Here is a 26210-nt window from a genome sequence, read left to right as displayed (position 1 = left end):
CACAGGGGACGGTGTACTTCCTCAAGGTCTGGGCGACGGCGCGAGTCTCTGCCCTTGCTCAACCGCCCAGCTCACCACCTGCACGGTCAACTGATCGCTCGCCTGACCGAACCCGGCCACCACCGCCGGGACCTGCACATCGCCGAGTGGCTGGCGCACTTCAAAGCGGCGGCTGGCGAGGATGCGCTGGTCGTAACTGCGCACCAGCAATGCATCCAGACGCACGACCGCGCTGGCATTCGTGCCCTGGTATTCAGTCTGGAACGCCTGCAGGCTGCCGCCCAATTCAAGATCGGTCTGGAAAATGCTGTCATCGGTGCTCAGCAGCGGCACCCGCCCGTCATGCTGGAAACCTTCCAGCAGACGATTGCGCACCAGCACCGGCGCCGGGTCGCTCCAGCGTGAACCCTTGTAGTGGCTGATCACATCGCCCTGGGGAATTACGGCAATGCTCGGACTGTTCAACGCTTCGCTGGACTGGAATTTGCTCAGGCGCAGCGACCAGCGCTGCGGCGTGCCATGGCTGGCCAATGCGCTCTGGGCCGACGGCAATCGATAGACCTCGAAGGGCTCTGGCTTGGGCAGGATCGAGCACGAACTGATCAATGTGAAGCCAGCGAGGAGGGCAATCCGAATCAGCTTCATGGCGTAAATTCCTTGGTCTTGTCACTGCCCAGCAGGTAACCGCTGGGGTTGGCTTCCAGGCGTGTGGTAATGGTGCGCAACGAACTCAGGGTTTCGCGCATCTCACGAACCGCCGGGCCCAGACCATTAAGGCCTTGCATGCCGCTGTTGAGCGAATCCTGATTGGCGGTGATCAGTTTGTTGAGGGTGGCGCTGCTCTCCTGCAGCGACTTCATCGCCTGCTCGGCGCTGCCCAGCGCTTCCTTGCCATGCTCGTTGAGCAGCCCGTTGGCATTGCGCATCAACGCCGTCGTCTGCTCCAGCATGGTGTTGGCCTGCTTGCCCACCGAGGCCAGTTGCTGCATGGCCTGGCGGATATCGCCGCGCTGATCGGCAATGGCCCCGGTGGTTTGCTCCAGGTGCTCCAGGGTGTTGCTGATGCGCTCGATGTTTTCCGTGGAGAACATCAGGTTGGCGTTATGCATCAGCGTACTCACCCCGGCCATCAGGTCTTCGCTGTCATTGAGCAGCCGGGCGATGGGCGAGGGCGAGGCGACGATGGTCGGCAGGTTGCCGTCCTTGCCCTTGAGCGTCGGGCTCTGTGGTGTGCCGCCGCTGAGTTGGATGATCGAAGTCCCGGTGACGCCGGTCAGGGCCAGTTTGGCCTGGGTGTCCTCCTTGACCGGGGTATCGCCGGCCAAGCGAATTCGCGCCAGCACCCGGCGCGGGTCTTTCGGGTCCAGGCGCAGCGAGATCACGTCGCCGACCTTGATCCCGCTGTACTGTACCGAACTACCTTGGGACAAACCGCTGACCGCCTCGTTGAACACGACCTCGTAGTCCTTGAACTCGGTGTCGACACTGGACTTGGCCAGCCACAGGCCGAACAGCAGCGCGGCCGTCACCACAATCACGGTGAACAGGCCGATCAATACATGATGGGCTCGGGTTTCCATGTCAGACCTTGTTGAGCTGTTGGGCGGCCGTCAATGCCGCGCGGCCACGAGGGCCATGGAAGTATTCGTGAATCCACGCATCGTTGGTTTGCGAAACCTTGTCGATGGCGTCCGCCACCAGCACTTTTTTCTGCGCCAGCACCGCTACCCGGTCAGTGATGGTGTAGAGCGTGTCGAGATCGTGGGTCACCAGAAAGACACTCAGGCCCAAAGCATCGCGCAGGGTCAGGATCAATTGGTCGAACGCGGCGGCGCCGATCGGGTCGAGACCGGCGGTGGGTTCGTCGAGAAACAGGATGTCAGGGTCCAGCGCCAATGCCCGGGCCAGCGCGGCGCGCTTGATCATGCCGCCGGACAGCGACGAGGGGTACTTCTCTGCGGCCGACAGCGGTAACCCGGCCAAGGCCATTTTCACCGCCGCCAGGTGCTCGGCGTCGTTGCGGCTCAAGCCGGCGTGTTCGATCAGCGGCAGGGCGACGTTCTCGGTCACCGTCAGTGAAGAGAACAGCGCGCCTTTCTGGAACAGCACGCCGAATCGCCGCTCCACCAGCGAACGCTCGTGCTCGGACAAGGTCGGCAGGTTTTTCCCGAAAACTTTCACCACGCCTTCGCTGGGCTGGCGCAACCCGACGATGCTGCGCAGCAGCACCGACTTGCCGCTGCCGGAGCCGCCGACCACGGCGAGGATCTCGCCCTTGTACAAGTCCAGGTCGAGGTTCTCGTGCACGCTCTGGCTTCCAAAACGGTTGCACAATCCACGGACTTCAATCACCGCCTCGGAGGGCGCTCTGGGGATACGACTCACCAACCCATCTCCATGAAAAACATCGCGGCGATCGCATCCATCACGATCACCACGAAAATCGACTGCACCACACTCGACGTGGTGTGCGCGCCCACAGACTCAGCGCTGCCACTGACCTTGAAGCCTTCGAGGCAACCGATGGCGGCGATGAGGAAGGCGAACACCGGCGCTTTGACGATCCCCACCAGAAAGTGCTGAACGCCGATGTCCGTTTGCAGCAGCGATAGGAACATCGCTGGCGAGATATCCAGCGCCACCGCGCAGACCACGGCACCGCCGATAATCCCTGACAGCATCGCCAGGAAGGTCAGCATCGGCAGGGCGATCAGCAACGCCAGGACCCGCGGCACCACCAGCAACTCCACGGGGTCGAGGCCCAGGGTGCGGATAGCGTCGATTTCCTCGTTGGCCTTCATCGAACCGATTTGCGCCGTGAACGCACTGGCGGTGCGCCCGGCCATCAGGATCGCGGTCAGCAGCACACCGAATTCGCGCAGGAAGGCAAACCCCACCAGGTCCACGGTGAAGACGGTGGCGCCGAAAGTGGCCAGCACCGTCGACCCGAGAAACGCCACCACGGCGCCCACCAGAAAAGTCAGCAACGCAACGATGGGGGCGGCGTCGAGACCGGTCTGTTCGATATGGGCGATCATCGGCGTGACGCGCCAGCGCTTGGGACGGAACAGGCCGCGGACGATGGTTTCGATGATCAGGCCGACGAAACCCAGCAGTTGCAGGGTGTCCTGCCAGACAGTGTCCACCGCGCGGCCAATGCGGGTCAGCAACTGAATGGAAACGCTGACTTCCGGTTCCTTGATCGGTACGCAGAAATCGGTCAACGAGCAGTAGACGGTTTGCAGCAACGCCCGATCCGCAGCAGAGAGTGTGCAATCAGGATGTTCGGCAGAACGACCGAGGCGCTCGGAGCCGAGCAGCTCGACCAACAGCGAGGCACCGGCGGTGTCGAGGGCGCCGAGACCATTGAGGTCGATGGGGGTGTTGGCGTCGTACTGGCCGTGGAGTTTTTCGCTCAATAGCTTGAGGTCAGCGTAATGGGCAAGCGTCCAGTCGCCCGTCACCCGCAACCGCGCAGGGGTAATCGAGGAGTCCAATCGGGCGTTGCCGGCCATCGTGCTGCTGATCATAAGCTCCGTGCTTGTTCAGTGATTACGCAGCTCTACGTAATAGCACGAACCGGACTACTTTTCTTTGATCGCTGTGCTGTCCGTGACCTTGAAGCGAAGCACGCCAATGACCTGGCCATCTTCGGTCAGGACCCGAACCTGCCATTTGCCGGCCGGGTTGCCCGGGAAGTTCTGCTTGTGGGTCCAGGCCCGGTAACCTTCCTTGCGCCCGCCACGAATATCCAGGGGGATGCGGTCGACCTCTTTACCGTTGAACTGCCAGACGTGATAAATCCGCTCGTCCAGGCCACGCGGGGCGTTGATCGCGGTGTACGCGTAAAGCCCGCCATTACGGATCTGTTCGGCGCTGACTTCGTCGAGGCTGGCGCCAGGTGTGCGATCCTGCATTTGCGTACTGATGGCCACGTCGGTCATCCACAGCGTCGCCGGCGGCACCCACGAGCGCAGCTCCCATCCAACGGCGCCGATGCCCAGGGTGATACTCAAGATCGCCAGCGCATTGCGCAGGGTACGAATCGGGAAGATCGACGCCAGGCTCGGGAACGACAGCAGTACCGAGATACCCAGTGCCCATTTGAAACTTTGCGCGGTGGTCAGGTGCATGATCACCGGCAATGCGGTGAGCAGCGCGGCGAACAGGGTCAGGGTGTGCAGGGCCAGAAACGCCCAGCGCCGTGGAGCCAGCCACTTGTAGTAGAGCGGGTCGACGATCGAAATCAGCGCCGCCACGCCCAGCAACCCGGTGAAAAACAACTGGCCGCTGTTCCACGTCGTGGTGATGAAGAAGAACGGCAGGACAAAGAACAGGCTTTCCTGATGGATCATCTGCGTTGCGTAACGCAACAACGGTTCCGGTATTTCGCGCTTGAAGATGCGCGTGAACAGCTTGGTCAGGCTGTTTTCCAGCATCAGCCAGATCCAGCTGATCAGCATGATGGTGGTGATCCAGCTCGCCAGGCCTTGCTGGCGATCGACCAGAATGAAACTGCCCACCCCGGAGATGAAACCAAAGAGCGCAATGACCCCAGGGTACCGCTTCATCAAATCTAGGATGCGCTGTACGAAAAGGGATAGGTTTTGCATTCGGTGGTTTCACAGTCGTCGTAGGAAAAAACCTCGACAGGGTACCGCTGGTGCGGCGCTGTGGCGAGGGTTCGCGATGAGGCCGGCACATCCAACATTTTCGGCGGCTGACAATCCGCTATCGCGAGCAAGCTCGCTCCCACAGGGAACCGGCAAGGCCTCTCAGTCCGTTGACACATGGAATGGTTACTTCCTGCGGTGCAAACGCCAGCCCACCAACATCAACACGATCAAGCCCACCCCACCGACCACCAGCCACATCAACTGGTCATAACTGAACAAAGGCTTCTCGATCCGCAAATACCCCGGTTGCAGGAGCAATTCGCGCACGGCCTTGTTCGCTTCTTCCAGGGTCACCCCTTGCAGCTCCCGGGCCGGGTTGGTGAAGTGACCGTCCTCGTAGTTACCGATGGCGCTCCAGTAGTAGTCGGCCAACGCGCTGTTGCCTTGTACGGCCCAGGCCTGGCGGGCAATCGCGGCCTGCTTGAGGCGGTTGAAGGTGTCGGCATTGAGGCCGTCCTTGAGCAGGCCGGCCTTCAGGTCCTCGAGTACTTGTTCGGCATCGGCCACGGCGTCGCGTTCAAGGTCGGCGTTGAGGCTCATGAAACCTACGCCGCCGAACACCTCGCGCTCCGCCCACGGGCCGTAGGACAAACCGTGAGCCAGGCGTAACTGGCGATAAAGCGCCCAATCCAGATAGTCCTTGAGCAAATCGAAGGTTTCATCGTGCCCATCCTCCAGTACCGGCTCCGGCACCAGCCAGTGCAACTTGGCGCCGTTGCCGACCAGGCTGTGGGTCAAGGTGCGCTCATGGGTGGCGCTGGCCTGGATTTGCGGCAGCGGCGGATGCTCGCCAGGGGTGATCGCCTCCAGCGCGCCATACGCCCGTTCCAGATAGGCTGGCAGCAACTTGTCGAGGTCGCCGACCACGATCAGGGTCATGTTGTTCGGCGCATACCAGTCTTTGCGCACCTGCTCCAGTTGTTCACGGGTCAGGTCATCGACTTGCGCACGCTCCGGGCATTTGAGGCCCAACTCCACGGCCAGTTGTTTGCTGGCCGTGTGGCCGAGGTCCTGACGATCGAGCCAGCGTTGCAGGTGCGAGTAATGGCCGCCGTCTTCACGCTCGACCACTTGCTTGGCCGCGTTGATGGCACTGTCGTCGAAGCGGGTCTGGGTCAGCAGCGCCAGCAACAGGTCGAGAACCTTGCGCTGGTTTTTCGCCGGGGCTTCGATGACGAAAGTCGTATCGGCATTACTGGTGAACGCGTTCCACTCGCCGCCCAGAGCCTGCATGCTTTCTTCCAGGCCGCCTTCGCCGCTGGCGTCGATACCGCTGAACAACAAGTGTTCCAGCAGATGCGGCAACTCCTTTTCTTCGCACTTGAAATCGTCCAGGCCAACGCCGACCACCAGCCGGATCGCCACATGCCCGTGGTCAGTGCCGGGCTTGAGCAGCAACTGCAAACCGTTGCGCAGGGTGTAGCCCTCGACCTGGAAGCGATCCAGGGCGAATGACGGGAGTGAACCTAGCAACAGGCAGGCGAACAACAGACAACGCATAACGAGCTTCCGTACGGCTAGCGTAAATTCAACAGACTTCAGGCAACTGTGGACGTTCAGGGTGAATGAGTGATGTCGCTCAAATCGTCGACCACCAGCGCACCTGTGTCCGATGTTTCCAGCACCACGTAGGCACTGCTGCAAAACAGCGAATTAAGACGCTTCATGTCGGCGATCAGCTCCAGGTGCAACGAACTGGTTTCGATACTTTGCACGATTTTACGTTGCAAGCGGCTGACATGAGCGTGAGCCAGGCGCCGTTCCTGTGCGCGGAAACGACGTTTTTCACGCACCAGCTGGCGGGCACTTTCCGGGTCGCCACTGAGAAACACCGACATCCCGAGCCGCAGGTTGGAAATCAACTGAGTTTGCAGCCCGGTCAATTCGTCCAGCCCCACTTCGGAAAACGACCGGCGCTGCGAGGTTTTCTGCTGCTGGACCTTGCGCAGCATGCGTTCGATCAAGTCGCTGGCCAGTTTCAGGTTGATCGCCAGTTCGATGATTTCCGCCCAGCGCCGGCTGTCCTGATCGCTGAGATCTTCCCGGGGCATTTGCGCCAGATACAACTTGATCGCGCTGTAGAGCGCTTCGACATCGTCGGTCAGGCGCCGCATTTCCTGGGTGACGGCGGTTTGCTTTCCGCGTAACACGTCGAGCATGGCTTCGAGCATGTTGTCGATCAGGTCGCCCATGCGCAGGGTTTCCCGGGCCGCGTTGGCCAGCGCCAAACCGGGGGTGACCAACGCCGTGGGGTCCAGGTGTCGGGGCTTGGCCGTACCGTTGGCTAGCGGGCGCTCCGGCAGCACCCAGGCACAAAACCTGGCCATCGGCCCAACACTGGGCAGCAAGATCAGGCAACGCGCGATGTTGTAGAGCAGGTGAAAGCCAATGACCATTTCCTGAGGGCTGAAATCCAGGCCATCGAGCCAGTGCACCAGCGGATCGAGCACCGGAATGATCAATAAAAGACCAATCAGTTTGTACAGCAGGCTGCCCAGCGCCACTTGGCGCCCGGCGGCGTTCTGCATGCTGGTGCTGAGGAACGCGAGTATGCCGCTGCCGATATTGGCGCCGATCACGAGCCCGATGGCCACCGGCAGGCTGATCACGTTGGCGCCCGCCAGGGTCGCGGTGAGCAATACAGCGGCCAGGCTGGAATAGGAAAGCATCGCGAACAGCGCGCCGACCAGGGCGTCGAGCAGGATATCGCCGGTGAGCGAGGCGAAAATCACCTTCACCCCTTTGGCATGGGTAATCGGGTGCGCGGCTTCAACAATCAGTTGCAGCGCCAGAATGATCAACCCCAAGCCAATGGCGACACGGCCCATCTGTCCGAGTCGGGTCTGTTTGCGCGACAGAAAGAAGATCACCCCGGCAAAAATCAGCAACGGCGACAACCACGACAGATCGAACGTCAGCACCCGCGCCATCAGGGCCGTACCGACATCGGCACCGAGCATGGTGACCAACGCTGGCGTAAGCGCCATCAGGCCCTGGCCGACAAAGGAGGTGACCAGCATGGCGGTGGCGTTGCTGCTCTGGACCATCGCCGTCACGGCGATCCCGGAGAGGAAAGCCAGCCAGCGGTTGGACATGTTATGGCTGATGACATGGCGCAAGTTGGTGCCGTAGACCCGCAGGATGCCGGTTCGGACGATGTGCGTGCCCCAGATCAGCAGGGCCACGGCAGAAAGCAAATTGAGCAGGGTGAGCATAATGACCCCCTGTGGTGTAGCGCCCCAAAGGAGCAAGTTGACGGTACCGCGCGACGTTCTACGTTCTGTACTTAAGCTGTAGTTGGCTAACGGTCTGCGCGCCAGCATCGCATAGCCAAAGACGCGATTGAAACAAAACTGTCATGAAAAGGGCGATCTTCCAGCCACACAAAGCACTGTGGGAGCGAGCTTGCTCGCGATGAGGCCATCAGGTTCAACATGGGTGTTGACTGACAGACCGCTATCGCGAGCAAGCTCGCTCCCACAGGTTTTGCGTATTTACCGCTACCGGGTTACTGGCCCGGAATGTCCTTGCGCAGCCTTACCGGATCCTGCTGTTTCTTCTTTTTCGCGATGGCAGTGCGCATCCTGATGTTGATCGCTTCCACCGCCAGCGAGAACGCCATGGCGAAGTAGACGTAGCCTTTTGGCACGTGCACGTCCAGGGATTCGGCAATCAGCACCGTACCGACGATCAGCAGGAACGACAGCGCCAGCATCTTCAGCGATGGGTGCTTGTCGATGAACTCACTGATGGTGCCCGATGCCCACATCATCACCAGTACGGCTACGATGATTGCCGCGACCATGACCGGTACGTGGGAGACCATGCCGACTGCGGTGATCACCGAGTCCAGGGAGAACACGATGTCGATGATCGCGATCTGGATGATGGTGTAGAGGAAGTTGCCGCCCTTGCCCGAAGGCTCTTCGTTGGTTTCGTCTTCACCTTCCAGCGCGTGGTACATCTCTTGCGAGCTTTTCCACAACAGGAACAGACCACCGAAGAACAGGATCAGGTCGCGTCCGGAAATACCCTGGCCGAATACTACGAACAGGTCCGCCGTCAGGCGCATGACCCAGGTGATCGACAGCAGAAGCAGGATTCGCGTGATCATGGCCAGCGCCAGACCGAAAATCCGGGTGCGCGCCTGCATGTGTTTGGGCATGCGGCTGACCAGGATCGAAATCATGATGATGTTATCGATACCCAGGACGATTTCCAGGGCGGTCAGGGTGAAGAAGGCAACCCAGATTTCAGGGTTGGTCAGCCATTCCATGTGTATTCCTTTGAGCGATTGTTAAACCACAACGGGCCCGGGCTTCAAACAGCGAAGCCTGGACCCGAAGTGGTGAGTCTTGGGCTTATAGAGTGCTGAACACCGGGAAAGTCCCCAACAGCAGTGCAGCAATCAGTATGCAGATACAAACCAGCACTGCCCACTTCAGGGTGAAGCGCTGGTGGTCACCGAAGTCGATGCCGGCCAGGGCCACCAACAGGTAGGTCGATGGAACCAGCGGGCTCAACAGGTGGACGGGCTGACCGACGATCGAGGCACGTGCCATTTCCACTGCGGTTATACCGTAATGGCTGGCGGCTTCGGCAAGTACCGGTAACACGCCGTAATAAAATGCATCGTTCGACATGAAGAAAGTGAACGGCATGCTTACCAGCGCCGTGATCACTGCCAGGTACGGGCCGAGGAAGTCCGGAATCACCGCCAACAGGCTCTTCGACATGGCGTCGACCATCCCGGTGCCGGTCAGGATACCGGTGAAGATACCGGCCGCAAAGATCAACCCGACCACCGCCAGTACGCTACCGGCGTGAGCCGCGACGCGATCCTTCTGCTGTTGCAGGCAAGGGTAGTTGACGATCATGGCGATACTGAACGCCACCATGAACAGTACCGGCAACGGCAGCAGGCCGGCGATCAGGGTGCACATCAGGGCCAGGGTCAGGGCGCCATTGAACCAGATCAGTTTCGGACGACGGGCATCCGGGAACTGCGAAACGCTGATTTCACTGTGGTCGATTTCATCGCCCACCAGGTGCAGTTCACCCAGACGCGCACGTTCACGCTTGCCGTAGAAGTAGGCAATGACCAGGATCGCCACCACACCAGCCAGCATCGCAGGAATCATCGGTACGAAGATGTCGGACGGATCCACATGCAACGCACTGGCGGCGCGAGCGGTCGGGCCACCCCATGGGGTCATGTTCATCACGCCACCGGCGAGGATGATCAGGCCGGCCATGATTCGCGGGCTCATGCCGATACGGCTGTAGAGCGGCAGCATGGCGGCCACGCAGATCATGTAAGTGGTCGCGCCGTCACCATCGAGGGAGACAACGAGCGCCAGAACGGCGGTGCCGACCGAAACCTTCAGCGGGTCGCCCTTGACCAGTTTGAGGATCTTGCGCACGGCCGGGTCGAACAGGCCGGAGTCGATCATCAGGGCGAAGTACAAGATAGCGAACATCAGCATCACGCCGGTTGGCGCAAGCTTGGTAATGCCTTCGAGCATCATCGGACCGATCTTCGGCGAAAAACCGCCGAACAGGGCAAAGATGATTGGAATGATGATCAGGGCGATCAGCGCGGACAGGCGCTTGGTCATGATCAGGAACATGAACGTGATGACCATGGCGAAGCCAAGGAAAGTCAGCATGGGAATACTCCAGGCGTAGCGCGGCTAGGGAATGGGCGGATCAGGCGGGATCAGCGCAGAACGGGAAGCACGAGACGTACGGGCGGAGTTGCAGCGAAGCGGCGGATGGAAGAGGACATCAGAATCACCATTGTTGTTGTTAAATGGGCTGTGCGAGCGATAAAACGCTGGCATTGGCCAACCGGTCTGTTGCCGGTAGTGGGGGCGATCCTAATCGGGGAAGCTTTCAGCCAGCTTTCGGCGATGAACGCGTTGACCGGAAGTACAACCGGTCGTCGGACTGGGGCATGAAGGTGAACCGAGTTACGGCCTTCGCGAGCAAGCCCGCTCCCACACTGGATCTGTGTCGTACACAAAGCCAATGTGGGAGCGGGCTTGCTCGCGAAGGCGTCGGTAATTACGCATCAGGAGGAATGCCATGAACAAAATTCACACCGGCGGCTGCCATTGCGGGCAACTGCGCTATCAATTCAGCGGGCCGCTGCACGATATCGCCCACTGCCATTGTTCGATTTGCCGACGGGTCAGCGGCGGCATCGTGACTACCTGGATAACCGTGCCGGCATCCGCCTTTCAATGGCTGGTCGGGACGCCGTCGCGGTACGACTCTTCATCCACCTGTGCGCGATATTTCTGCGGCCACTGTGGGGCGCAACTTGCACTAGCGACGCAACTAAGCCCGGAAAGCATCGACCTGACCATCGCCACCCTCGACCATCCTGAGCAAGCACCAGCCGAACGGCACATCTGGACCGACAGCCGCTTGCCGTGGCTGCATCTGGACGAACATTTGCCCGGTGAGGCTGAAGAAACACTTTGATCAAAAAACAGACAGCTCCAGCGGCCGAATCGCACCCATCCAGATCGCGTGCTCGGTGTGGTCAAGCAAATCGTCGCCGGTGTCCGGGTGCAGGAACACCACCAGCCCCTTGCGGTTCAGCGCCAGCCACGGCAGAACGTCGCCCAGCACCTGCGGTTCGAACGCCAACTGGCAGCTCCAGTCCGGGTGCGGACCGACCGGGCGCTCGTGCACGCGGCCCATTTTCAATGGAAACAATTGCGCCGCCCGTTCACATAAGGCTCGCGCCTGCGAGATCGTGTTGGCATCGAAATAAACGTGGGCGTGGTAGCCCGTTATCTGCTGCATCTGAATCCCTCTGAAAGTTGTTCGAACCCTCGCCGTTTCCTGCGGGTCAAACGTTATACAGACGCTGGAAAACAGGAAGCCCAGCCATGAAAAATGCCGAAACCCCCGTCGTGAAAGTGGTGCTTTATGGTGCCATGAGTAGCCTGGGCAGTGCGCTGATGGCTGAAATGCTGCGACGCCAGCATGAAGTGATCGCGATTCTCGATGACCTGACGGCGCTGGCACCCCGTCCGGGGCTGCGCACCAAGACTGGCGACCTGTTCGACGCGCAACGGGTCAAGCAGAGTGTGGCCGGCAGTTCAGTGGTTATCTGCTTACTGGACGCACCAGGGTTACCGTTCAATAGCGAACACGTGGAAAAAACCATCGTGCCCGGCCCGGTCGAGCAGGTGCTGGCAGTGGATGCGCTCATCGATGGCATGCAGGCAGCAAACATCGCCCGATTGTTTCTGGTGGGTGATTTCGACGTGCTGGACGACCCGGAAACCGAGGATAGCTTGCAACGTCACGCCGCCGAGGAAATCCGCGAGGCACTGCAAAGCAGTCCTTTGAAGTGGACGCTGGTTAACGAACCGCGCGGGGTACCGGGGCTGACCATCGAACACTTTGCCAACATCGGTGGCAACCCCGAACCGGGGTTGGCTGAACCGCTCAAACGGCTGGCCCGCACTGCCGTGGGCATTGCCGATGAATTGCACCTGAACCTGCACATCGGCGAGCACGTCAACTTCATCGCAACCGACAGTTAAACCGCAATGGACGGCAGCGTCAGGCCGTTGAGCGATTGCGCACTGCAGGCCTGTTCCGCCATCAACCAATCCACAAACTGCTGGATCAATGCTCCGCGTCTTTTGCGCTGGGGCAGAACCACGTAGTAACCCAGCCTCGACATCACCGTTTCGCCGATCGGTCGACACAACAACCCTTGCGCCAGCAAGTTATCCACAAGGTGGCGCCAGCCGATGGCCACGCCCTGGCCGCCAATCGCCGCCTGAATCAGCAAGGTGTAATTATCGAAGCGCAACTGCCCGGGCGCCGGGGGCGAGGTAATGCCCAGCTCGCGGAACACACCACTCCAGTCGAACCAGTTACTGCTGTGTTCCCCACGCAGGTGCAACAAAGGAAACTCCAGCAATGCCTGGGCTGGCAAGGGCAGTGGACGCTCGCTCAACAACTGCGGGCTGCACACCGGAAACACTTCCTCGCTGAACAGCCAATGGCTTTCACCCTGCTTGAAGCGGCCATCGCCGAACAGCACCGCCACATCGATATCGGTACGTAGCATGTTATGGCTGCGTTCACTGGTGACCAGGCTGACATCCACCTGCGGATTGGCCGCGTGAAAGCGGTGCAGACGCGGCATCAACCAATAGGCGGCGAAGGCAAAATCCGTGGCCACCTGCAGCACTTCATGCTGTTGCTGTGCGCTGATTGCGCTCAATCCTGCGTCGAGATTCTGCAAACCGAGCTGAACCTGCTCAAAAAGAATCTGCCCAGCCTCTGTCAGTTCGATTCCGCGATAAATGCGGTCGAATAGCCGTGTTGCCAGTTGTTCTTCCAGGCGCTTGATCTGCTGGCTGATGGCCGGTTGCGTGGTGCCCAGTTCAACCGCCGCCGCTGTGAAGCTGCGCTGACGGGCCGCCGCTTCGAAGGCGCGAAGCAAATCCAGTGACAGGTCACCAAGGGCGTCATACATAAGCTGTGCTTATCCTAGTCATTGCCGCGCATGGGCTTTACCGCAAGGTGCGAGGGTTTCATTCTCAACGCCAGCACTCTCGCATAAACATCCACTATGGAATGCCGCGATCACATGAAGCGCAAGAACATTCTTTTCATCATGGCCGATCAAATGGCCGCGCCAATGTTGCCGTTCTACGGCCCATCGCCCATCAAACTGCCCAATCTCAGTCGCCTCGCCGCACAAGGCGTGGTGTTTGACTCCGCCTATTGCAACAGCCCATTGTGCGCGCCATCGCGTTTCACACTGGTCAGCGGCCAGTTGCCGAGCAAGATCGGCGCCTACGACAACGCCGCCGATTTCCCCGCTGACGTACCGACCTACGCCCATTACCTGCGCCGTCTCGGATACCGCACCGCCCTGTCGGGCAAGATGCATTTCTGCGGGCCAGACCAGTTGCACGGCTACGAAGAACGCCTGACCAGTGACATTTACCCGGCCGACTATGGCTGGGCGGTAAACTGGGATGAACCGGACGTGCGCCCGACCTGGTATCACAACATGTCATCGGTGCTGCAAGCCGGCCCGTGCGTACGCACCAATCAACTGGATTTCGACGAAGAGGTGGTGTTCAAGGCCCAGCAGTACCTGTTCGACCATATCCGCGAGGATGGCGACCAGCCGTTCTGCCTGACCGTTTCGATGACTCACCCGCACGATCCGTACACCATTCCCAAGGCTTTCTGGGATTTGTACGACGATGCCGATATCCCGCTGCCTACAACCCCGGACCCGCATGACCTCGATCCGCACTCGCAACGTTTGCTCAAGGTCTACGACCTGTGGGACAAGCCACTGCCTGTGGATAAGATCCGCGATGCCCGTCGTGCCTATTTCGGCGCGTGCAGCTATATCGACAGCAACGTCGGCAAACTCCTGCAAACCCTCGAAGATACCGGGTTGATCGATGACACCATCATCGTGTTTTCCGGTGACCACGGCGACATGCTCGGCGAGCGCGGCCTCTGGTACAAAATGCACTGGTATGAAATGGCCGCACGGGTGCCGCTGTTGGTCAGCGCACCGGGGCAGTTCGGCGCCGGCCGGATCAGCGCCAGTGTTTCCACAGCGGACCTGTTGCCGACATTCGTCGAACTGGCCGGCGGCTCGCTGGAACCGGGCTTGCCGCTGGACGGCCGCTCGCTGGTTCCGCACCTGCAAGGGCAGGGCGGTCACGACGAGGTGTTTGGCGAATATATGGCTGAAGGCACCATCAGCCCGTTGATGATGATCCGTCGTGGTGCCTATAAATTCATCTACAGCGAAGACGACCCTTGCCTACTCTTCGACGTACAGAATGACCCTCGCGAACTGGAAGAACTCAGTCATTCGCCGCAACATCGCCAGTTGTTCGACGATTTTCTCGCCGAAGCGCGGGCCAAATGGAACATTCCCGCGATTCACCAGCAGGTGCTCGCCAGCCAGCGGCGCCGACGCTTCGTGGCCGAGGCGCTGACCCTCGGCAAGCTGAAGAGCTGGGATCACCAGCCGCTGGTGGACGCCAGTCAGCAGTACATGCGCAACCACATCGACCTCGACGATCTGGAACGTAAAGCACGTTATCCACAACCCTGCCAAAACCAATAATGTTAAGGGGAAGTCCATGCAAAGGTTATCCACAGTACTGACGGTCGGGCTCCTGGCTCTGGGCAGTGCCTCGGCGTTTGCCGATCAGAGTTGCGAGACGGTGAAGATGGCCGACCCGGGCTGGAGCGACATTGCCGCGACCAACGCCATCACCGGGTTTCTGCTGGACGGCATGGGCTACAAGGCCAAGGTCGACACCCTCGCGGTGCCGATCACCTTTGGCGGGTTGAAGGACGGCCAGGTCGATGTGTTCCTGGGTAACTGGATGCCGGCGCAGCAGGGCTTCTACGACAAATTCGTCGCAAGCGGCGATGTCACGCAACTGGCGAAGAACCTCGACGGCACCGAATTCACCCTCGCTGTCCCGGACTACGTGTGGGACGCGGGTGTGCATAACTTTGCCGACCTGAACAAGTACGCCGACAAGTTCGACCACAAGATCTATGGCATCGGCTCCGGTGCACCGGCGAATATCTCGCTGCAAGAGATCATCAAGAAAAACGATTTCGACATGGGCCAGTGGAAACTCGTCGAGTCCAGCGAGCAGGCGATGCTGGCGGAAGTGTCCCGCGCGGTGAAAAAACAGAAATTCGTGACCTTCCTCGGCTGGACCCCGCACCCGATGAACGTGCAGTTGAAAATGCATTATCTGAAGGGTGGCGAGAAATACTTCGGTGACACCGGCAGCGTGCATACCCTGACCCGAAAAGGTTATGCACAGGCCTGCCCGAACGTCGGCAAACTGCTGACCAACCTGAGTTTCACTCAGGAGATGGAAAACAGCATCATGGCCGAGGTGGTGAACAAGAAGGTCAGCAATGCCGACGCGGCCAAGGCGTGGATCAAGGCCAACCCGGCAGTGCTGGATAAATGGCTCGATGGGGTGAAGACAGTGGATGGCAAGGATGCTTTGCCAGCGGTCAAAGCCAAGCTTTAAGGTTCAAGGACGCCTTCGCGAGCAGGCTCGCTCCCACAGGTCCGCGCAGTCCCTGTGGGAGCGAGCCTGCTCGCGAATCGATTTATGCCCTTGCGCCCTTACATCTGACACACCACCCTGACGCATTTACAGTCATTCACCGAGAGCCCCCATGGCCCTGCCAAGCCGCCATTCACTCTTTCCCTTCCTCACCTGGCTACCCCGGCAAACCCGCGCCAGTGTCGGGCGCGACCTGATCGTCGGCCTCAGCGGCGCGATCCTCGCGTTGCCGCAATCCATTGCCTACGCACTGATCGCCGGCCTGCCACCGGAATACGGCCTGTACGCCGCAATCATCCCCGTTCTGATCGCCTGCCTCTGGGGTTCGTCGTGGCATTTGATCTGCGGTCCTACGGCCGCCATCTCCATTGTCCTGTATGCCAGTGTCAGTCCTCTGGCCGTTCCAGCGTCGCAGGACTACGTCATGCTGATCCTGTTGCTGACGTTTCTTGCCGGTATCTTTCAGTGGCTGCTGGGTTTGCTGCGGTTCGGCGCGCTGGTGAATTTCGTCTCGCACTCGGTGGTACTCGGCTTCACCCTGGGTGCTGCCGTGGTGATTGCCATCGGTCAATTGCCTAACCTGCTGGGGCTGGACTTGCCCAGCCAGGCCACCGCGCTGGATAGTTTCATCACGTTGTTGCGCCATCTCGGCGAAATGGACAAACCTTCGCTGGCGCTGGGTCTGGCGACCGTGGTGGTCGGCGTGATCCTCAAACTGCTGCTGCCACGCTGGCCGACGCTCTTGATCACCCTGATTCTCGGCGGCTTGCTGGTTTGGCTCTGGCCATCAATGTTCGGCCATGTGCAACTGGTAAGCGCCTTCACCGGCAAACTGCCGCCCTTCAGCCCGTTGCCCCTGGACTTGGATCTGATCCTGCGCCTGCTGCCCAGCGCGGTGGCGGTCGGAATGCTCGGGCTAGTAACCAGCCTGTCGATCGCCCGCTCGATCTCGGCACGTTCGCAGCAATTACTCGACGCGAATCAGGAAGTCCGCGCCCAGGGCTTGTCGAACATCGTCGGTGCGTTTTTTTCCGGATCGCTGTCGGCCGGCTCCTTCACTCGCTCAGGCCTGAGCTACGAAGCGGGGGCCTGTTCGCCGCTGGCCGGGATTTTTTCGGCATTGTGGGTGGCGCTGTTTGCGATCTTCGGCGCAAGCCTGATCGCGCACATCCCGATTCCAGCCATGGCCGGCAGCATTCTGTTGATCGCCTGGGGACTGGTGGACCATCGCGGGATTCGCGCGTTGTTGCGGGTCAGCCGCGCCGAATTTGTGGTCATGGCGCTGACCTGCGTCGCCACGCTGCTGCTGGAGTTGCAGACGGCGATCTACGCCGGCGTGTTGGCCTCGCTTTTTTTCTACCTCAAACGCACATCGCAACCACGGGTGCAGCATGTGCGAGATGGCGAGGAAGACATTCTGCGGGTGGGGGGCTCGATTTTTTTCGGCGCCAGCCATTACCTGCAAGTACGCCTGCAACGCATGCACGGCGCGCGCGTGGTGATCGAGGCGCAGCAGATCAACTTCATCGACTACTCAGGGGTGGAAATGCTGCACCAGGAAGCCCGGCGGCTACTGCGTCAAGATCGCAGCCTCACCTTGCGCCGGGCCCGACCGCAGGTGGTGGAAGAGTTGAGGAAGCTGGAAGGGGCGGAGAAATGCCCGATCCGGTTTGAGGACTGAAACGCCGCTCTCTGTAGGAGCGAGCTAGCTCGCGAAGGTCGTGAACGATTACGCGCAAAACCAGATGCCCTCAGGTTTTTCGCGAGCAAGCTCGCTCCTACAGTAGGTTACAAGGCCAACTGTCGACGCAACTCAGCCAGCACCGGCGCCGTATCCGGGCGCACGCCGCGCCACAGGAAGAACGCTTCCGCCGCTTGCTCGGCCAGCATGCCCAAGCCATCCATCGATACCGCCGCCCCGTGTTCGCTGGCCCAGCGGCAGAACGAGGTCGGTTCCTTGCCGTACATCATGTCGTAGCACACCGTTTTGCCAGGCTCAATCAAGCTGGGGGCAATAGGCGGCACATCGCCGGTCAGGCTCGCCGAGGTCGCGTTGATGATCAAGTCCACCGACTCCTGCAACCAGTCGTAGCCGCTGGCCGAGATCGGCCCCAGATCGCAGAACAGTTCCGCCAGCAGCTCGGCCTTGTCCACCGTGCGGTTGGCGATGATCACCGAGGCCGGTTGCTCGGCCAGCAACGGCTCCAAAGCACCGCGCACCGCACCGCCAGCACCGAGCAGCAGGATGCGTTTGCCCTTGAGGCTGAACCCGGCGTTGACCGTCAGGTCCCGCACCAGCCCGGCACCGTCGGTGTTGTCGCCCAGCAGACTGCCATCGGCCAGTTTGCTCAGGGTGTTCACCGCTCCGGCCCGTTGCGCCCGCGCCGTCAGGCTGTTCGCCAGCCGATAGGCTTCTTCCTTGAACGGCACCGTCACGTTGGCGCCGCGTCCTTCGAGGAAAAACCTCCGGGCACAGGTGGAAAAGTCGTCGAGTGGCGCCAGCAGCGTGTTGTAATCCAGTTTCTGCGCGGTCTGCTCGGCGAACAGTCGATGGATCAGCGGCGACTTGCTGTGACCAATCGGGTTACCGAATACGACATAACGGTCCATCAGGATTCCTCGTTCAGGCTTCGGCCAACCAATCGCGGTCTTGCAGGAAGTACTCGGTGAGACGCGCTTCTTCACTGCCAGGCTCGGCTTTCCAGTCGTAGCCCCAGCGCACTTGCGGCGGCAGCGACATCAAGATCGACTCGGTACGCCCACCCGATTGCAGGCCAAACAACGTGCCACGGTCGTAGACCAGGTTGAATTCAACGTAGCGGCCACGGCGGAACTCCTGGAACTCACGCTGCTTGGCGGTGAACGCATCGTTCTTGCGGCGCTGCACGATGGGCAGGTAAGCGTCGATGTACGCATCACCGATGGCGCGCATGAAGGCGAAGCTGGTGTCGAAGTCCCACTCGTTCAGGTCGTCGAAAAACAGGCCGCCGATGCCACGCGGCTCGTGACGATGCTTGATGTGGAAGTAGCTGTCGCACCAGGCCTTGTAACGCGGGTAGACGTCCGGACCGAACGGCGCGCAGGCCTGCTCGGCCACGCGGTGCCAGTGGATGCAGTCTTCTTCGTTGCCGTAATACGGGGTCAGGTCGAAGCCGCCACCGAACCACCAGACCGGCTCTTCACCTTCTTTTTCGGCGATGAAAAAACGCACGTTGGCGTGGGAAGTCGGCACATGCGGGTTGTGCGGGTGGATGACCAGCGACACGCCGAGGGCTTCGAAGCCGCGGCCGGCCAGTTCCGGTCGATGGGCGCTGGCAGACGGTGGAAGACCACTGCCGAAGACATGGGAAAAGTTGACGCCACCCTTTTCAATCACCGCGCCGTTTTCTATCACACGGGTGCGACCGCCACCGCCCGCCGGCCTGGTCCAGGCGTCTTCGACGAATTGCGTGCCACCGTCTTCGGCTTCCAGGGCGGCGCAAATACGGTCTTGCAGGTCGAGCAGGTAGGCTTTTACGGCCTCGGTGCGGGTCGTCATGTCATCACCTTGAATCGGGCAAAACAACGCGGCGCTCCATTGGAGCTCAGCCTGCGCAAATGGGCGCGTAGCATACCATCGCAAGTCACCCCGCCGCAGTTGACGAAGATCAAGCTTAGGAGTCCGATAGGGAGCTTGGTAAAACGACCTATGGAGAGTTCTGATGGCAAAGCGTATCCAGTTCCGCGCCCATGGCGGCCCCGAAGTGCTCGAATATGTGGATTACCAACCCGCCGAGCCAGGTCCGAAGGAAGTACGCGTGACCAACAAGGCCATCGGCCTGAACTTCATCGACACCTACTACCGCAGCGGTTTGTATCCACCGCCGTCCCTGCCGTCGGGTGTCGGTTCAGAGGGTGCGGGCGTGGTCGAGGCAGTGGGCAGCGACGTGACCCGCTTCAAGATCGGCGATCGCGTGGCCTATGGCAGCGGGCCGCTGGGCGCCTACAGCGAGGTTCACGTCTTGCCCGAAGCCAATCTGGTGAAACTGCCGGACGCCATCAGCTTCGAACAGGCCGCCGGCGTCATGCTCAAGGGCCTGACCGTGCAATACCTGCTGCGTCAGACTTATGAACTCAAGGGTGGCGAAACCATCCTGTTCCACGCCGCGGCGGGCGGTGTCGGCTCGCTGGCTTGCCAATGGGCCAGGGCCTTGGGCGTGAAGCTGATCGGTACGGTCAGTTCGGCGGAGAAAGCCGCGTTGGCCAAGGCCAACGGTGCCTGGGCGACCATCGATTACAGCCATGAAAATGTCGCGCAACGTGTGCTGGAATTGACCGACGGCAAAAAAGTCCCAGTGGTGTACGACGGCGTTGGCAAGGACACCTGGCTGACTTCACTCGACAGCGTCGCGCCGCGTGGGCTGGTAGTGAGTTTCGGCAATGCGTCCGGCGCGGTCGACGGCGTGAACCTGGGGATCCTGGCGGGGAAAGGCTCGCTGTACGTGACCCGGCCAACCCTGGGCACTTATGCGAACAACGCCGAGAACCTGCAACGCATGGCCGACGAGTTGTTCGAGATGATCATCGGCGGCAAGCTGACCGTGGACATCAGCCAGCGTTATCCACTGGCTGACGCGGCGAAGGCGCAGACCGAGTTGTCGGCGCGGCGCACGACAGGTTCGGTTGTCCTGTTGCCCTGACTGACGCCATCGCGAGCAAGCTCGCTCCCACAGGGGATTTGTGTTCGACACAGCCCCCCTGTGGGAGCGGGCTTGCTTGCGAAGGGGTCAACTCGGTCTCAATCGGGGCGCACAACCTTTCCGGTCGCCAGATCGCGAATCACGCTCGGGTTCTTGCGTCCGCCCAGGTTTCCGCCCAGCACCAGATCCACCTGGCCACGGAAATACTGTTCGACGCGAATCCGCGTACGTGCCGCCGGGCGCCCCTGCGGATTGGCCGACGTCGACACCAGCGGCCCGACCAGCGCGCACAAATCCCGCACCAGCGGGTGATCGCTGACCCGCAGCGCCACGGTTTCATGCACGCCGGTAATCCACTCCGGCAGCAGGTTCTGGTGCGGCACCAGCCAGGTGTTCGGACCCGGCCAGGTACTGGCCATGCGGTCCATCCACAACTCGGGGAAGTCTTCGAAGAGGAAATCGAACTGACGGATGTTGTCGGCGACCAGAATCAGCCCCTTTTCCACAGACCGGCCCTTGATCAGCAGCAAACGTTCCACCGCATCGATGTCCCACGGGTCGCAACCCAGGCCCCAGACTGCTTCGGTTGGGTAGGCAATCACCGCCCCGGCGCGAATTGCTTGCGCGGCTTGTTGCACACGCCAACTGTTGACCATGAAAAACACTCCAGATTAAGGCTCTGCGCAGTTTACCGATCTTGTTTATAAAACCTAGCTCACCCGTGCAAACCAGCGCCCGTTTTCGCACACAGCGCGGCCATCCATTTCCAGTTCCGTCAACGCCGCCAGCACTTTCGGCAAGGCCCAGCCGCTTGCGTCGGCCAGCGCTTCACTGGTGTGAGGCGCGGCATGCAGCAGTTTCAGCAGTGGGTGAGTCATCGCAGGGGTGCAGGTTTCTGTGGATAACGACAGTCGTTGCCAACCGCGCAAGGCTTCGAGGATATGTTCGATGGTTTCCACCAGCACCGCACCGTCCCGAATCAACTGATGACAGCCGCGCGCGCCGGGGTGATGGATCGACCCGGGCATCGCAAACACCTCGCGCCCCTGTTCCGCCGCCAGCCTCGCGGTGATCAGTGAACCACTGGCGACACTGGCTTCGACCACCAGCACTCCGAGGGACAAACCACTGATGATCCGATTGCGCCGAGGGAAGTTGCTGGCGCTGGGACCTGCATCCAGCGGAAACTCCGAAAGCACTGCGCTGCCCGAAGCGATCATGGCGTCCGCCAGGCGTCTATTTCGCTGTGGATAAAACTTCTCGAGCCCCGTGCCGAGCACACCGACCGTTTGCCCGCCGACGTCGAGCGCGGCCTGGTGCGCGGCGGCGTCAATGCCCAGGGCCAGGCCGCTGGTAATGACAAAACCGGCACCCGCCAGGCTGCGGGAAAACGCGGCAGCGGTGTCCATTCCTGGCCGGGAAGCGCGACGGCTGCCGACCATCGCCAGTTGTGGTTTTTCCAGAATGCCCGGATCGCCCGCGACAAATAACAGCGGTGGTGCATCGCTGATTTGTGACAGCAGTGCCGGGTAGTCCGGTTGGTCCCACATCAGTAAATGCTGGGCCGGGCGCTCCAGCCAGGCCAATGCATGACTGGCGCCGTCACGGATCTCAGTGCTACGCCTGGCCTCGGAACAGGCCAGTGGCAAACCCAGCGCGCGCCAGGCGCTGGCTGGCGCACTGATGGCTTTGGATGCCGAGCCGAAGGCTTCGAGCAATTTCTTGAAACGCGCCGGGCCGAGTTCCGGCAAACGGTGCAGACGTAAACGAGCTTCCAGTTCCGCGGGGGAAACCGGTGTAACGGCAGACAGCGACATGGATCATCCTTGATCGTTATGAGCACCCGTACAAACGGGAATAAGCTGTGGATAACTCTGTTGGTAACTTGTGAAGCACTTTTACGGATTTCGTACCTTGTCCATCACCGACAGCGAGCGCGAGGCGCTGAGCACCAGCCCGTAACTGAGCTTGTCGTAGGTACGGAAAACCATCAGCAAACCGGCGCGCTCATCGGGAATTTTCAATGGCTGGCCAGTGATCCGGTCCCTTACGGTTTCACCGGTTTTCATTACCGCCAGCAGATTGCCTTCGGCCAGACCGTCGCGCTGACCCTTGTTCAGCGTTACCACGTCCAACTCGCCAATCTGCGTGACCCCACGCGGCACATCGATGATCAATCCGTTGATTTCGTGGCTCGGTGCGCTGGGCGTGAAGGTCGAGTTGATCGCGCGCTCTTCACCGCTGAACAAGCGATCGCCGAGGCGGACCTCCTGAGTCGTGCGCAGCAACTCCAGGGTGGCAACGTCACCTTCGATGGCCACGACATCGCCGCCGCCGATATCGTCGGCGTTGATCCCCAGGATTTCCTTGCTCTGCGGATCGGTGTAGACCTTGCCTTGGCGGAAGATACCGTACGCTGGTTGTGCCGGATCGAAATGGCCACGGGCAAAGATGCGGTCACCCGCGCCGCTGAGCACCCGTTCGGAATCACCAGCGACGATGTAAGGCGCCTTGTCGAATTCCTCGGCCTTGTCGACGATGCGGTTGCTCAGCAGAAAGCTGTTGATCGACTTCAGAGCAATGCTGGGGATAGCCTCGGTCACCGGGCTGCTGCGAACCTGAGGCGACAGCTTTATGGTGGGAATCTCTTCCCGAAGCTGCCCTTGCCCGTACGCCCAACCTGCCGAAGCCAGGAGCAGCAGGGCGAGTAGTGATTTCCTCATGCGGTGAATCCCTTTATTATGTGCATTCGCGTGAAACGCCAGAGCCGTCAGTGGCTCGCTCCCGGCTTGCTTGTCAACAAAAGGGAGCTACGTTTTACAACGGTAGCCTGCCTCTTCGGACCGCCAGGCCATCGACCCGACCTTACTTCACACGTGCACTTATCAAGCTTATGGCCATTTTAAACATCCTCGAATTCCCTGATCCGCGTCTGCGCACTATCGCCAAGCCAGTGGCCGTAGTGGACGACGAAGTGCGTCAGTTGGTCGACGACATGTTTGAAACAATGTATGAAGCGCCTGGCATCGGCCTCGCCGCTACCCAGGTCAACGTGCACAAACGTATCGTCGTGATGGACCTCTCCGAAGACCGCACCGAACCGCGAGTGTTCATCAACCCCGAGTTCGAACCCCTGACCGACGAGATGGAGCAATACCAGGAAGGCTGCCTTTCGGTACCCGGCTTCTATGAAAATGTCGATCGCCCGCAAAGGGTCAAGGTCAAGGCGCTGGACCGCGATGGCCAACCCTACGAACTGATCGCCGAAGGCCTGCTCGCGGTGTGCATCCAGCATGAATGCGACCACCTCAACGGCAAATTGTTCGTCGATTACCTGTCGACGCTCAAACGCGACCGCATCAAGAAGAAGCTGGAAAAACAGCATCGCCAAAACGCTTGATGCCCTCCTTCAAAGGCTTGCCGCGGCAAGCCTTTTTCTTTTCAAGATGCTTTGCAATAGAGAACACCCATGACTGAGCCACTGCGCATCGTCTTTGCCGGCACCCCGGAATTCGCCGCCGAACATCTCAAGGCCCTGCTCGACAACCCTTACGAGATCGTTGCGGTCTACACCCAACCGGATCGTCCGGCCGGTCGCGGGCAAAAACTGATGCCGAGCCCGGTCAAGCAGCTTGCTCTGGAGAACAATATCCCGGTGCTGCAACCGCCCACTCTGCGCAACGAAGATGCTCAGGCTGAACTGGCCGCACTGAAGCCGGACTTGATGGTGGTGGTCGCCTACGGCCTGATCCTGCCGCAAGTGGTGCTGGATATTCCGCGCCTGGGTTGCATCAACAGCCACGCCTCACTGCTGCCACGCTGGCGGGGTGCGGCGCCGATCCAGCGCGCCGTGGAGGCGGGCGACGCCGAAAGTGGCGTGACCGTGATGCGCATGGAAGCCGGCCTCGACACCGGGCCGATGCTGCTCAAGGTCACCACGCCGATCAGCGCCGAAGATACCGGCGGCAGCCTGCACGATCGCCTGGCCGAAATGGGCCCGCCGGCTGTAGTCCAGGCGATTGCCGGCCTCGCCGCCGGAACCCTGGAGGGCGAAGTGCAGGACGACAGCCTCGCTACCTATGCGCACAAATTGAACAAGGACGAAGCACGCATCGACTGGAGTCGCCCGGCGGTTGAGCTGGAGCGTCTGGTCCGTGCCTTCAACCCGTGGCCGATTACCCACAGCACCTTGAACGGCGAAGCCCTGAAAGTACTGGCCGCAAACCTCGCCGAAGGCAAAGGCGCCCCGGGTGAAATCCTCGGCGCCAGCAAGGACGGTCTTATCGTCGCGTGCGGCGAGCAGGCCTTGTGCCTGACCCGTCTGCAATTGCCCGGCGGCAAGGCGCTGAACTTCAGCGATCTGTTCAACAGCCGTCGCGAGAAATTCGCCACCGGCACTGTCCTCGGCCAAGTGGCGGACGCTCAATGAATCCGCGTCTGGCCGCCGCCAAGGCACTCGCTGCCGTCCTGAACGGAAAAGCCTCGCTCAACAGTTCGCTGCCTACGCAGTTGGACAAGGTCGAGGACCGTGATCGCGGCTTTACCCAGGACCTGGCGTTCGGCACCGCGCGCTGGCAGCCACGTTTGTCGGCGCTGGCAGCCAAGCTGCTGCAGAAGCCGTTCAAGGCTGCCGACGCCGATGTCGAGGCGCTGTTGCTGGTCGGTCTCTATCAGTTGCTCTACACCCGTGTCCCGGCCCATGCCGCCATTGGTGAAACCGTCGGTTGCGCCGACAAGCTGAAAAAACCCTGGGCCAAGGCGCTGCTCAACGCTGTGCTGCGTAATGCTCAGCGCGAAAGCGAAACGATTTTCGCCGAGTTGGAACGTGATCCGGTGGTGCGCACCGCTCACCCACGCTGGCTGCAGAAATCTTTGAAAGCGTTCTGGCCAGATCAATGGGAAGCCATTTGCGCGGCGAACAATGCGCATCCGCCTATGATCCTGCGGGTCAACCGTCGCCATCACACCCGTGATGCCTACCTCGGTTTGCTGACTGACGCGGGAATTGCCGCCACGCCGTGTGTCTACAGCCGCGACGGCATCGTGCTCGACGCCGCCGCCGATGTGCGCAGCCTGCCGGGTTTCGCCGAGGGCTGGATCAGCGTGCAAGACGAAGCCGCGCAACTGGCTGCCGATCTGCTCGACCTCGCGCCGGGTCAACGGGTGCTCGACGCTTGCTGTGCACCAGGTGGCAAGACCTGCCACATCCTCGAAGCCGAGCCAAAACTGGCCGGCGTCGTGGCGGTAGACCTGGAAGCCAAGCGGCTGGTGCGGGTGCGGGAAAACCTAGAACGCCTGAAACTGAGCGCCGAACTGATTGCCGCCGACGGCCGCGACACTCAGGCGTGGTGGGACGGCAAGCCGTTCCAGCGCATCCTGCTGGACGCGCCATGTTCGGCCACCGGTGTGATTCGTCGTCACCCGGATATCAAACTGACCCGCCAACCCGACGACATCGCCGCGCTGGCGCTGCTGCAGGGCGAGTTGCTCGATGCAATGTGGAAAACCCTGGAGGTCGGCGGCATCCTGCTGTACGCCACCTGTTCCACGCTGCCGACCGAGAACACCGAGGTCATCGAAGCCTTCCTCGCCCGCACGCCGGGTGCTCGTGAACTGGACCTCGCCACGGCGGCCGGCATCAAGCAGCCCCATGGTCGCCAGTTGCTGGCCCAGGAAGGTGGCCACGATGGCTTCTACTACGCCAAGCTGATCAAGATCGCCGCCGCGCGCGGTTAAAT

24 protein-coding genes and 1 pseudogene are annotated in these 26210 nt (G+C 60.8%); 9 read left to right on the top strand and 16 right to left on the bottom strand.

The window, feature by feature from the left end:
- Positions 1 to 21: 21 nt before the first annotated feature.
- The 9 genes from KGA98_RS05080 to KGA98_RS05040 all read right to left on the bottom strand — a co-directional run bounded on the left by KGA98_RS05080 (position 22) and on the right by KGA98_RS05040 (position 10345).
- Entirely contained in the window at positions 22 to 645 is a 624-nt protein-coding gene (locus tag KGA98_RS05080) for an ABC-type transport auxiliary lipoprotein family protein (RefSeq protein WP_223501653.1), read from the bottom strand.
- On the bottom strand, positions 642 to 1580 hold the full coding sequence (locus KGA98_RS05075; protein WP_223501648.1) for an MlaD family protein: 939 nt from the start codon (positions 1578 to 1580) through the stop codon (positions 642 to 644). The genes KGA98_RS05080 and KGA98_RS05075 overlap by 4 nt, the downstream gene beginning before the upstream one ends.
- A 1-nt stretch (position 1581) precedes the next feature.
- Positions 1582 to 2385, bottom strand: coding sequence for an ABC transporter ATP-binding protein (locus KGA98_RS05070; RefSeq protein ID WP_223501641.1), 804 nt, complete (start codon positions 2383 to 2385; stop codon positions 1582 to 1584).
- Complete coding sequence (locus KGA98_RS05065) at positions 2382 to 3530, bottom strand: ABC transporter permease (RefSeq protein ID WP_150812654.1); 1149 nt, start codon at positions 3528 to 3530, stop codon at positions 2382 to 2384. The genes KGA98_RS05070 and KGA98_RS05065 overlap by 4 nt, the downstream gene beginning before the upstream one ends.
- A 54-nt stretch (positions 3531 to 3584) precedes the next feature.
- Positions 3585 to 4613: a DUF5924 family protein gene (locus KGA98_RS05060; protein ID WP_057712627.1), complete on the bottom strand. Its 1029-nt coding sequence runs from the start codon at positions 4611 to 4613 to the stop codon at positions 3585 to 3587.
- Between the two features lie 186 nt (positions 4614 to 4799).
- Complete coding sequence (locus tag KGA98_RS05055) at positions 4800 to 6176, bottom strand: M16 family metallopeptidase (RefSeq protein WP_223501638.1); 1377 nt, start codon at positions 6174 to 6176, stop codon at positions 4800 to 4802.
- Between the two features lie 56 nt (positions 6177 to 6232).
- Positions 6233 to 7891, bottom strand: a complete 1659-nt coding sequence (locus KGA98_RS05050) for a Na/Pi cotransporter family protein (protein WP_057712629.1) — start codon at positions 7889 to 7891, stop codon at positions 6233 to 6235.
- A gap of 293 nt (positions 7892 to 8184) precedes the next feature.
- Positions 8185 to 8952 (bottom strand): TerC family protein, encoded by a 768-nt coding sequence (locus tag KGA98_RS05045; protein ID WP_057712630.1) that lies wholly within the window; start codon positions 8950 to 8952, stop codon positions 8185 to 8187.
- An 85-nt stretch (positions 8953 to 9037) separates the two neighbouring features.
- Positions 9038 to 10345 (bottom strand): CitMHS family transporter, encoded by a 1308-nt coding sequence (locus KGA98_RS05040; protein WP_008045759.1) that lies wholly within the window; start codon positions 10343 to 10345, stop codon positions 9038 to 9040.
- A gap of 418 nt (positions 10346 to 10763) precedes the next feature.
- Between KGA98_RS05040 and KGA98_RS05035 the strand changes: the two genes are divergently transcribed.
- Positions 10764 to 11165: a GFA family protein gene (locus tag KGA98_RS05035; protein WP_223501636.1), complete on the top strand. Its 402-nt coding sequence runs from the start codon at positions 10764 to 10766 to the stop codon at positions 11163 to 11165.
- On the opposite strand, the gene KGA98_RS05030 is transcribed toward KGA98_RS05035, so the two are convergent.
- Complete coding sequence (locus KGA98_RS05030; RefSeq protein ID WP_223501635.1) at positions 11166 to 11492, bottom strand: DOPA 4,5-dioxygenase family protein; 327 nt, start codon at positions 11490 to 11492, stop codon at positions 11166 to 11168.
- A gap of 86 nt (positions 11493 to 11578) precedes the next feature.
- Between KGA98_RS05030 and KGA98_RS05025 the strand changes: the two genes are divergently transcribed.
- Positions 11579 to 12241 carry an NAD(P)-dependent oxidoreductase gene (locus KGA98_RS05025; RefSeq protein WP_090452294.1) on the top strand — a complete coding sequence of 221 codons (663 nt, stop codon included), beginning with the start codon at positions 11579 to 11581 and terminating at the stop codon, positions 12239 to 12241.
- Here the strand turns inward: KGA98_RS05025 and KGA98_RS05020 are convergent.
- Positions 12238 to 13188 carry a choline sulfate utilization transcriptional regulator gene (locus tag KGA98_RS05020; protein ID WP_223501633.1) on the bottom strand — a complete coding sequence of 317 codons (951 nt, stop codon included), beginning with the start codon at positions 13186 to 13188 and terminating at the stop codon, positions 12238 to 12240. The two genes, KGA98_RS05025 and KGA98_RS05020, sit on opposite strands and share 4 nt — an antisense overlap.
- 114 nt (positions 13189 to 13302) lie before the next feature.
- Here KGA98_RS05020 and betC point away from each other — a divergent pair, with 114 nt between their 5' ends.
- The 3 genes from betC to KGA98_RS05005 all read left to right on the top strand — a co-directional run bounded on the left by betC (position 13303) and on the right by KGA98_RS05005 (position 17474).
- The gene (gene betC, locus KGA98_RS05015) at positions 13303 to 14817 is read left to right on the top strand and encodes a choline-sulfatase (protein ID WP_223501631.1); all 1515 of its coding nucleotides are present in this window, start codon (positions 13303 to 13305) and stop codon (positions 14815 to 14817) included.
- 16 nt (positions 14818 to 14833) lie between these two features.
- On the top strand, positions 14834 to 15754 hold the full coding sequence (choX, locus tag KGA98_RS05010; protein WP_154860837.1) for a choline ABC transporter substrate-binding protein: 921 nt from the start codon (positions 14834 to 14836) through the stop codon (positions 15752 to 15754).
- Between the two features lie 151 nt (positions 15755 to 15905).
- Positions 15906 to 17474, top strand: a complete 1569-nt coding sequence (locus tag KGA98_RS05005) for a SulP family inorganic anion transporter (protein WP_057712637.1) — start codon at positions 15906 to 15908, stop codon at positions 17472 to 17474.
- Positions 17475 to 17581: 107 nt separating this feature from the next.
- Here the strand turns inward: KGA98_RS05005 and aroE are convergent, their stop codons facing one another.
- Entirely contained in the window at positions 17582 to 18403 is an 822-nt protein-coding gene (aroE, locus tag KGA98_RS05000) for a shikimate dehydrogenase (RefSeq protein WP_090452288.1), read from the bottom strand.
- A gap of 13 nt (positions 18404 to 18416) precedes the next feature.
- Complete coding sequence (hemF, locus tag KGA98_RS04995) at positions 18417 to 19331, bottom strand: oxygen-dependent coproporphyrinogen oxidase (RefSeq protein ID WP_057716534.1); 915 nt, start codon at positions 19329 to 19331, stop codon at positions 18417 to 18419.
- A 163-nt stretch (positions 19332 to 19494) separates the two neighbouring features.
- On the opposite strand from hemF, the gene KGA98_RS04990 reads away from it, so the two are divergent.
- Positions 19495 to 20472, top strand: coding sequence for an NADPH:quinone reductase (locus tag KGA98_RS04990; protein WP_150812661.1), 978 nt, complete (start codon positions 19495 to 19497; stop codon positions 20470 to 20472).
- A 98-nt stretch (positions 20473 to 20570) separates the two neighbouring features.
- Here KGA98_RS04990 and KGA98_RS04985 read toward each other — a convergent pair whose 3' ends face one another.
- The 3 genes and pseudogenes from KGA98_RS04985 to KGA98_RS04975 form a co-directional block, all read right to left on the bottom strand.
- On the bottom strand, positions 20571 to 21128 hold the full coding sequence (locus KGA98_RS04985) for an L-threonylcarbamoyladenylate synthase (RefSeq protein WP_150812662.1): 558 nt from the start codon (positions 21126 to 21128) through the stop codon (positions 20571 to 20573).
- A 54-nt stretch (positions 21129 to 21182) separates the two neighbouring features.
- Positions 21183 to 22289: a DNA-processing protein DprA gene (dprA, locus tag KGA98_RS04980; RefSeq protein ID WP_223501628.1), complete on the bottom strand. Its 1107-nt coding sequence runs from the start codon at positions 22287 to 22289 to the stop codon at positions 21183 to 21185.
- An 81-nt stretch (positions 22290 to 22370) separates the two neighbouring features.
- A pseudogene (locus KGA98_RS04975) lies at positions 22371 to 23123 on the bottom strand (peptidoglycan-binding protein); the annotation flags it as partial.
- A gap of 242 nt (positions 23124 to 23365) precedes the next feature.
- Here KGA98_RS04975 and def point away from each other — a divergent pair.
- From def to rsmB, 3 genes are all read left to right on the top strand, one after another.
- The gene (gene def, locus KGA98_RS04970; RefSeq protein ID WP_150812665.1) at positions 23366 to 23872 is read left to right on the top strand and encodes a peptide deformylase; all 507 of its coding nucleotides are present in this window, start codon (positions 23366 to 23368) and stop codon (positions 23870 to 23872) included.
- Positions 23873 to 23941: 69 nt separating this feature from the next.
- On the top strand, positions 23942 to 24901 hold the full coding sequence (gene fmt / locus KGA98_RS04965) for a methionyl-tRNA formyltransferase (protein ID WP_223501624.1): 960 nt from the start codon (positions 23942 to 23944) through the stop codon (positions 24899 to 24901).
- Complete coding sequence (gene rsmB, locus KGA98_RS04960) at positions 24898 to 26208, top strand: 16S rRNA (cytosine(967)-C(5))-methyltransferase RsmB (RefSeq protein ID WP_223501622.1); 1311 nt, start codon at positions 24898 to 24900, stop codon at positions 26206 to 26208. Before fmt ends, rsmB begins: the two co-directional genes overlap by 4 nt.
- Positions 26209 to 26210 lie beyond the last annotated feature (2 nt).

It is taken from the genome of Pseudomonas sp. BF-R-24 (assembly GCF_019947335.1).
Classification (GTDB): Bacteria; Pseudomonadota; Gammaproteobacteria; order Pseudomonadales; family Pseudomonadaceae; genus Aquipseudomonas; species Aquipseudomonas jessenii.
Note: the sequence above shows the minus strand (reverse complement) of the source record. Positions and strands in the feature narration are given on the sequence as shown.

What these genes read in the sequence shown, in the direction of transcription:
- KGA98_RS05080 (WP_223501653.1), bottom strand. Translation starts at nt 645, where the DNA reads ATGAAGCTGATTCGGATTGCCCTCCTCGCTGGCTTCACATTGATCAGT.
- KGA98_RS05075 (WP_223501648.1), bottom strand. Translation starts at nt 1,580, where the DNA reads ATGGAAACCCGAGCCCATCATGTATTGATCGGCCTGTTCACCGTGATT.
- KGA98_RS05065 (WP_150812654.1), bottom strand. Translation starts at nt 3,530, where the DNA reads ATGATCAGCAGCACGATGGCCGGCAACGCCCGATTGGACTCCTCGATT.
- KGA98_RS05060 (WP_057712627.1), bottom strand. Translation starts at nt 4,613, where the DNA reads ATGCAAAACCTATCCCTTTTCGTACAGCGCATCCTAGATTTGATGAAG.
- KGA98_RS05055 (WP_223501638.1), bottom strand. Translation starts at nt 6,176, where the DNA reads ATGCGTTGTCTGTTGTTCGCCTGCCTGTTGCTAGGTTCACTCCCGTCA.
- KGA98_RS05050 (WP_057712629.1), bottom strand. Translation starts at nt 7,891, where the DNA reads ATGCTCACCCTGCTCAATTTGCTTTCTGCCGTGGCCCTGCTGATCTGG.
- KGA98_RS05045 (WP_057712630.1), bottom strand. Translation starts at nt 8,952, where the DNA reads ATGGAATGGCTGACCAACCCTGAAATCTGGGTTGCCTTCTTCACCCTG.
- KGA98_RS05040 (WP_008045759.1), bottom strand. Translation starts at nt 10,345, where the DNA reads ATGCTGACTTTCCTTGGCTTCGCCATGGTCATCACGTTCATGTTCCTG.
- KGA98_RS05035 (WP_223501636.1), top strand. Translation starts at nt 10,764, where the DNA reads ATGAACAAAATTCACACCGGCGGCTGCCATTGCGGGCAACTGCGCTAT.
- KGA98_RS05030 (WP_223501635.1), bottom strand. Translation starts at nt 11,492, where the DNA reads ATGCAGCAGATAACGGGCTACCACGCCCACGTTTATTTCGATGCCAAC.
- KGA98_RS05025 (WP_090452294.1), top strand. Translation starts at nt 11,579, where the DNA reads ATGAAAAATGCCGAAACCCCCGTCGTGAAAGTGGTGCTTTATGGTGCC.
- KGA98_RS05020 (WP_223501633.1), bottom strand. Translation starts at nt 13,188, where the DNA reads ATGTATGACGCCCTTGGTGACCTGTCACTGGATTTGCTTCGCGCCTTC.
- betC (WP_223501631.1), top strand. Translation starts at nt 13,303, where the DNA reads ATGAAGCGCAAGAACATTCTTTTCATCATGGCCGATCAAATGGCCGCG.
- choX (WP_154860837.1), top strand. Translation starts at nt 14,834, where the DNA reads ATGCAAAGGTTATCCACAGTACTGACGGTCGGGCTCCTGGCTCTGGGC.
- KGA98_RS05005 (WP_057712637.1), top strand. Translation starts at nt 15,906, where the DNA reads ATGGCCCTGCCAAGCCGCCATTCACTCTTTCCCTTCCTCACCTGGCTA.
- aroE (WP_090452288.1), bottom strand. Translation starts at nt 18,403, where the DNA reads ATGGACCGTTATGTCGTATTCGGTAACCCGATTGGTCACAGCAAGTCG.
- hemF (WP_057716534.1), bottom strand. Translation starts at nt 19,331, where the DNA reads ATGACGACCCGCACCGAGGCCGTAAAAGCCTACCTGCTCGACCTGCAA.
- KGA98_RS04990 (WP_150812661.1), top strand. Translation starts at nt 19,495, where the DNA reads ATGGCAAAGCGTATCCAGTTCCGCGCCCATGGCGGCCCCGAAGTGCTC.
- KGA98_RS04985 (WP_150812662.1), bottom strand. Translation starts at nt 21,128, where the DNA reads ATGGTCAACAGTTGGCGTGTGCAACAAGCCGCGCAAGCAATTCGCGCC.
- dprA (WP_223501628.1), bottom strand. Translation starts at nt 22,289, where the DNA reads ATGTCGCTGTCTGCCGTTACACCGGTTTCCCCCGCGGAACTGGAAGCT.
- def (WP_150812665.1), top strand. Translation starts at nt 23,366, where the DNA reads ATGGCCATTTTAAACATCCTCGAATTCCCTGATCCGCGTCTGCGCACT.
- fmt (WP_223501624.1), top strand. Translation starts at nt 23,942, where the DNA reads ATGACTGAGCCACTGCGCATCGTCTTTGCCGGCACCCCGGAATTCGCC.
- rsmB (WP_223501622.1), top strand. Translation starts at nt 24,898, where the DNA reads ATGAATCCGCGTCTGGCCGCCGCCAAGGCACTCGCTGCCGTCCTGAAC.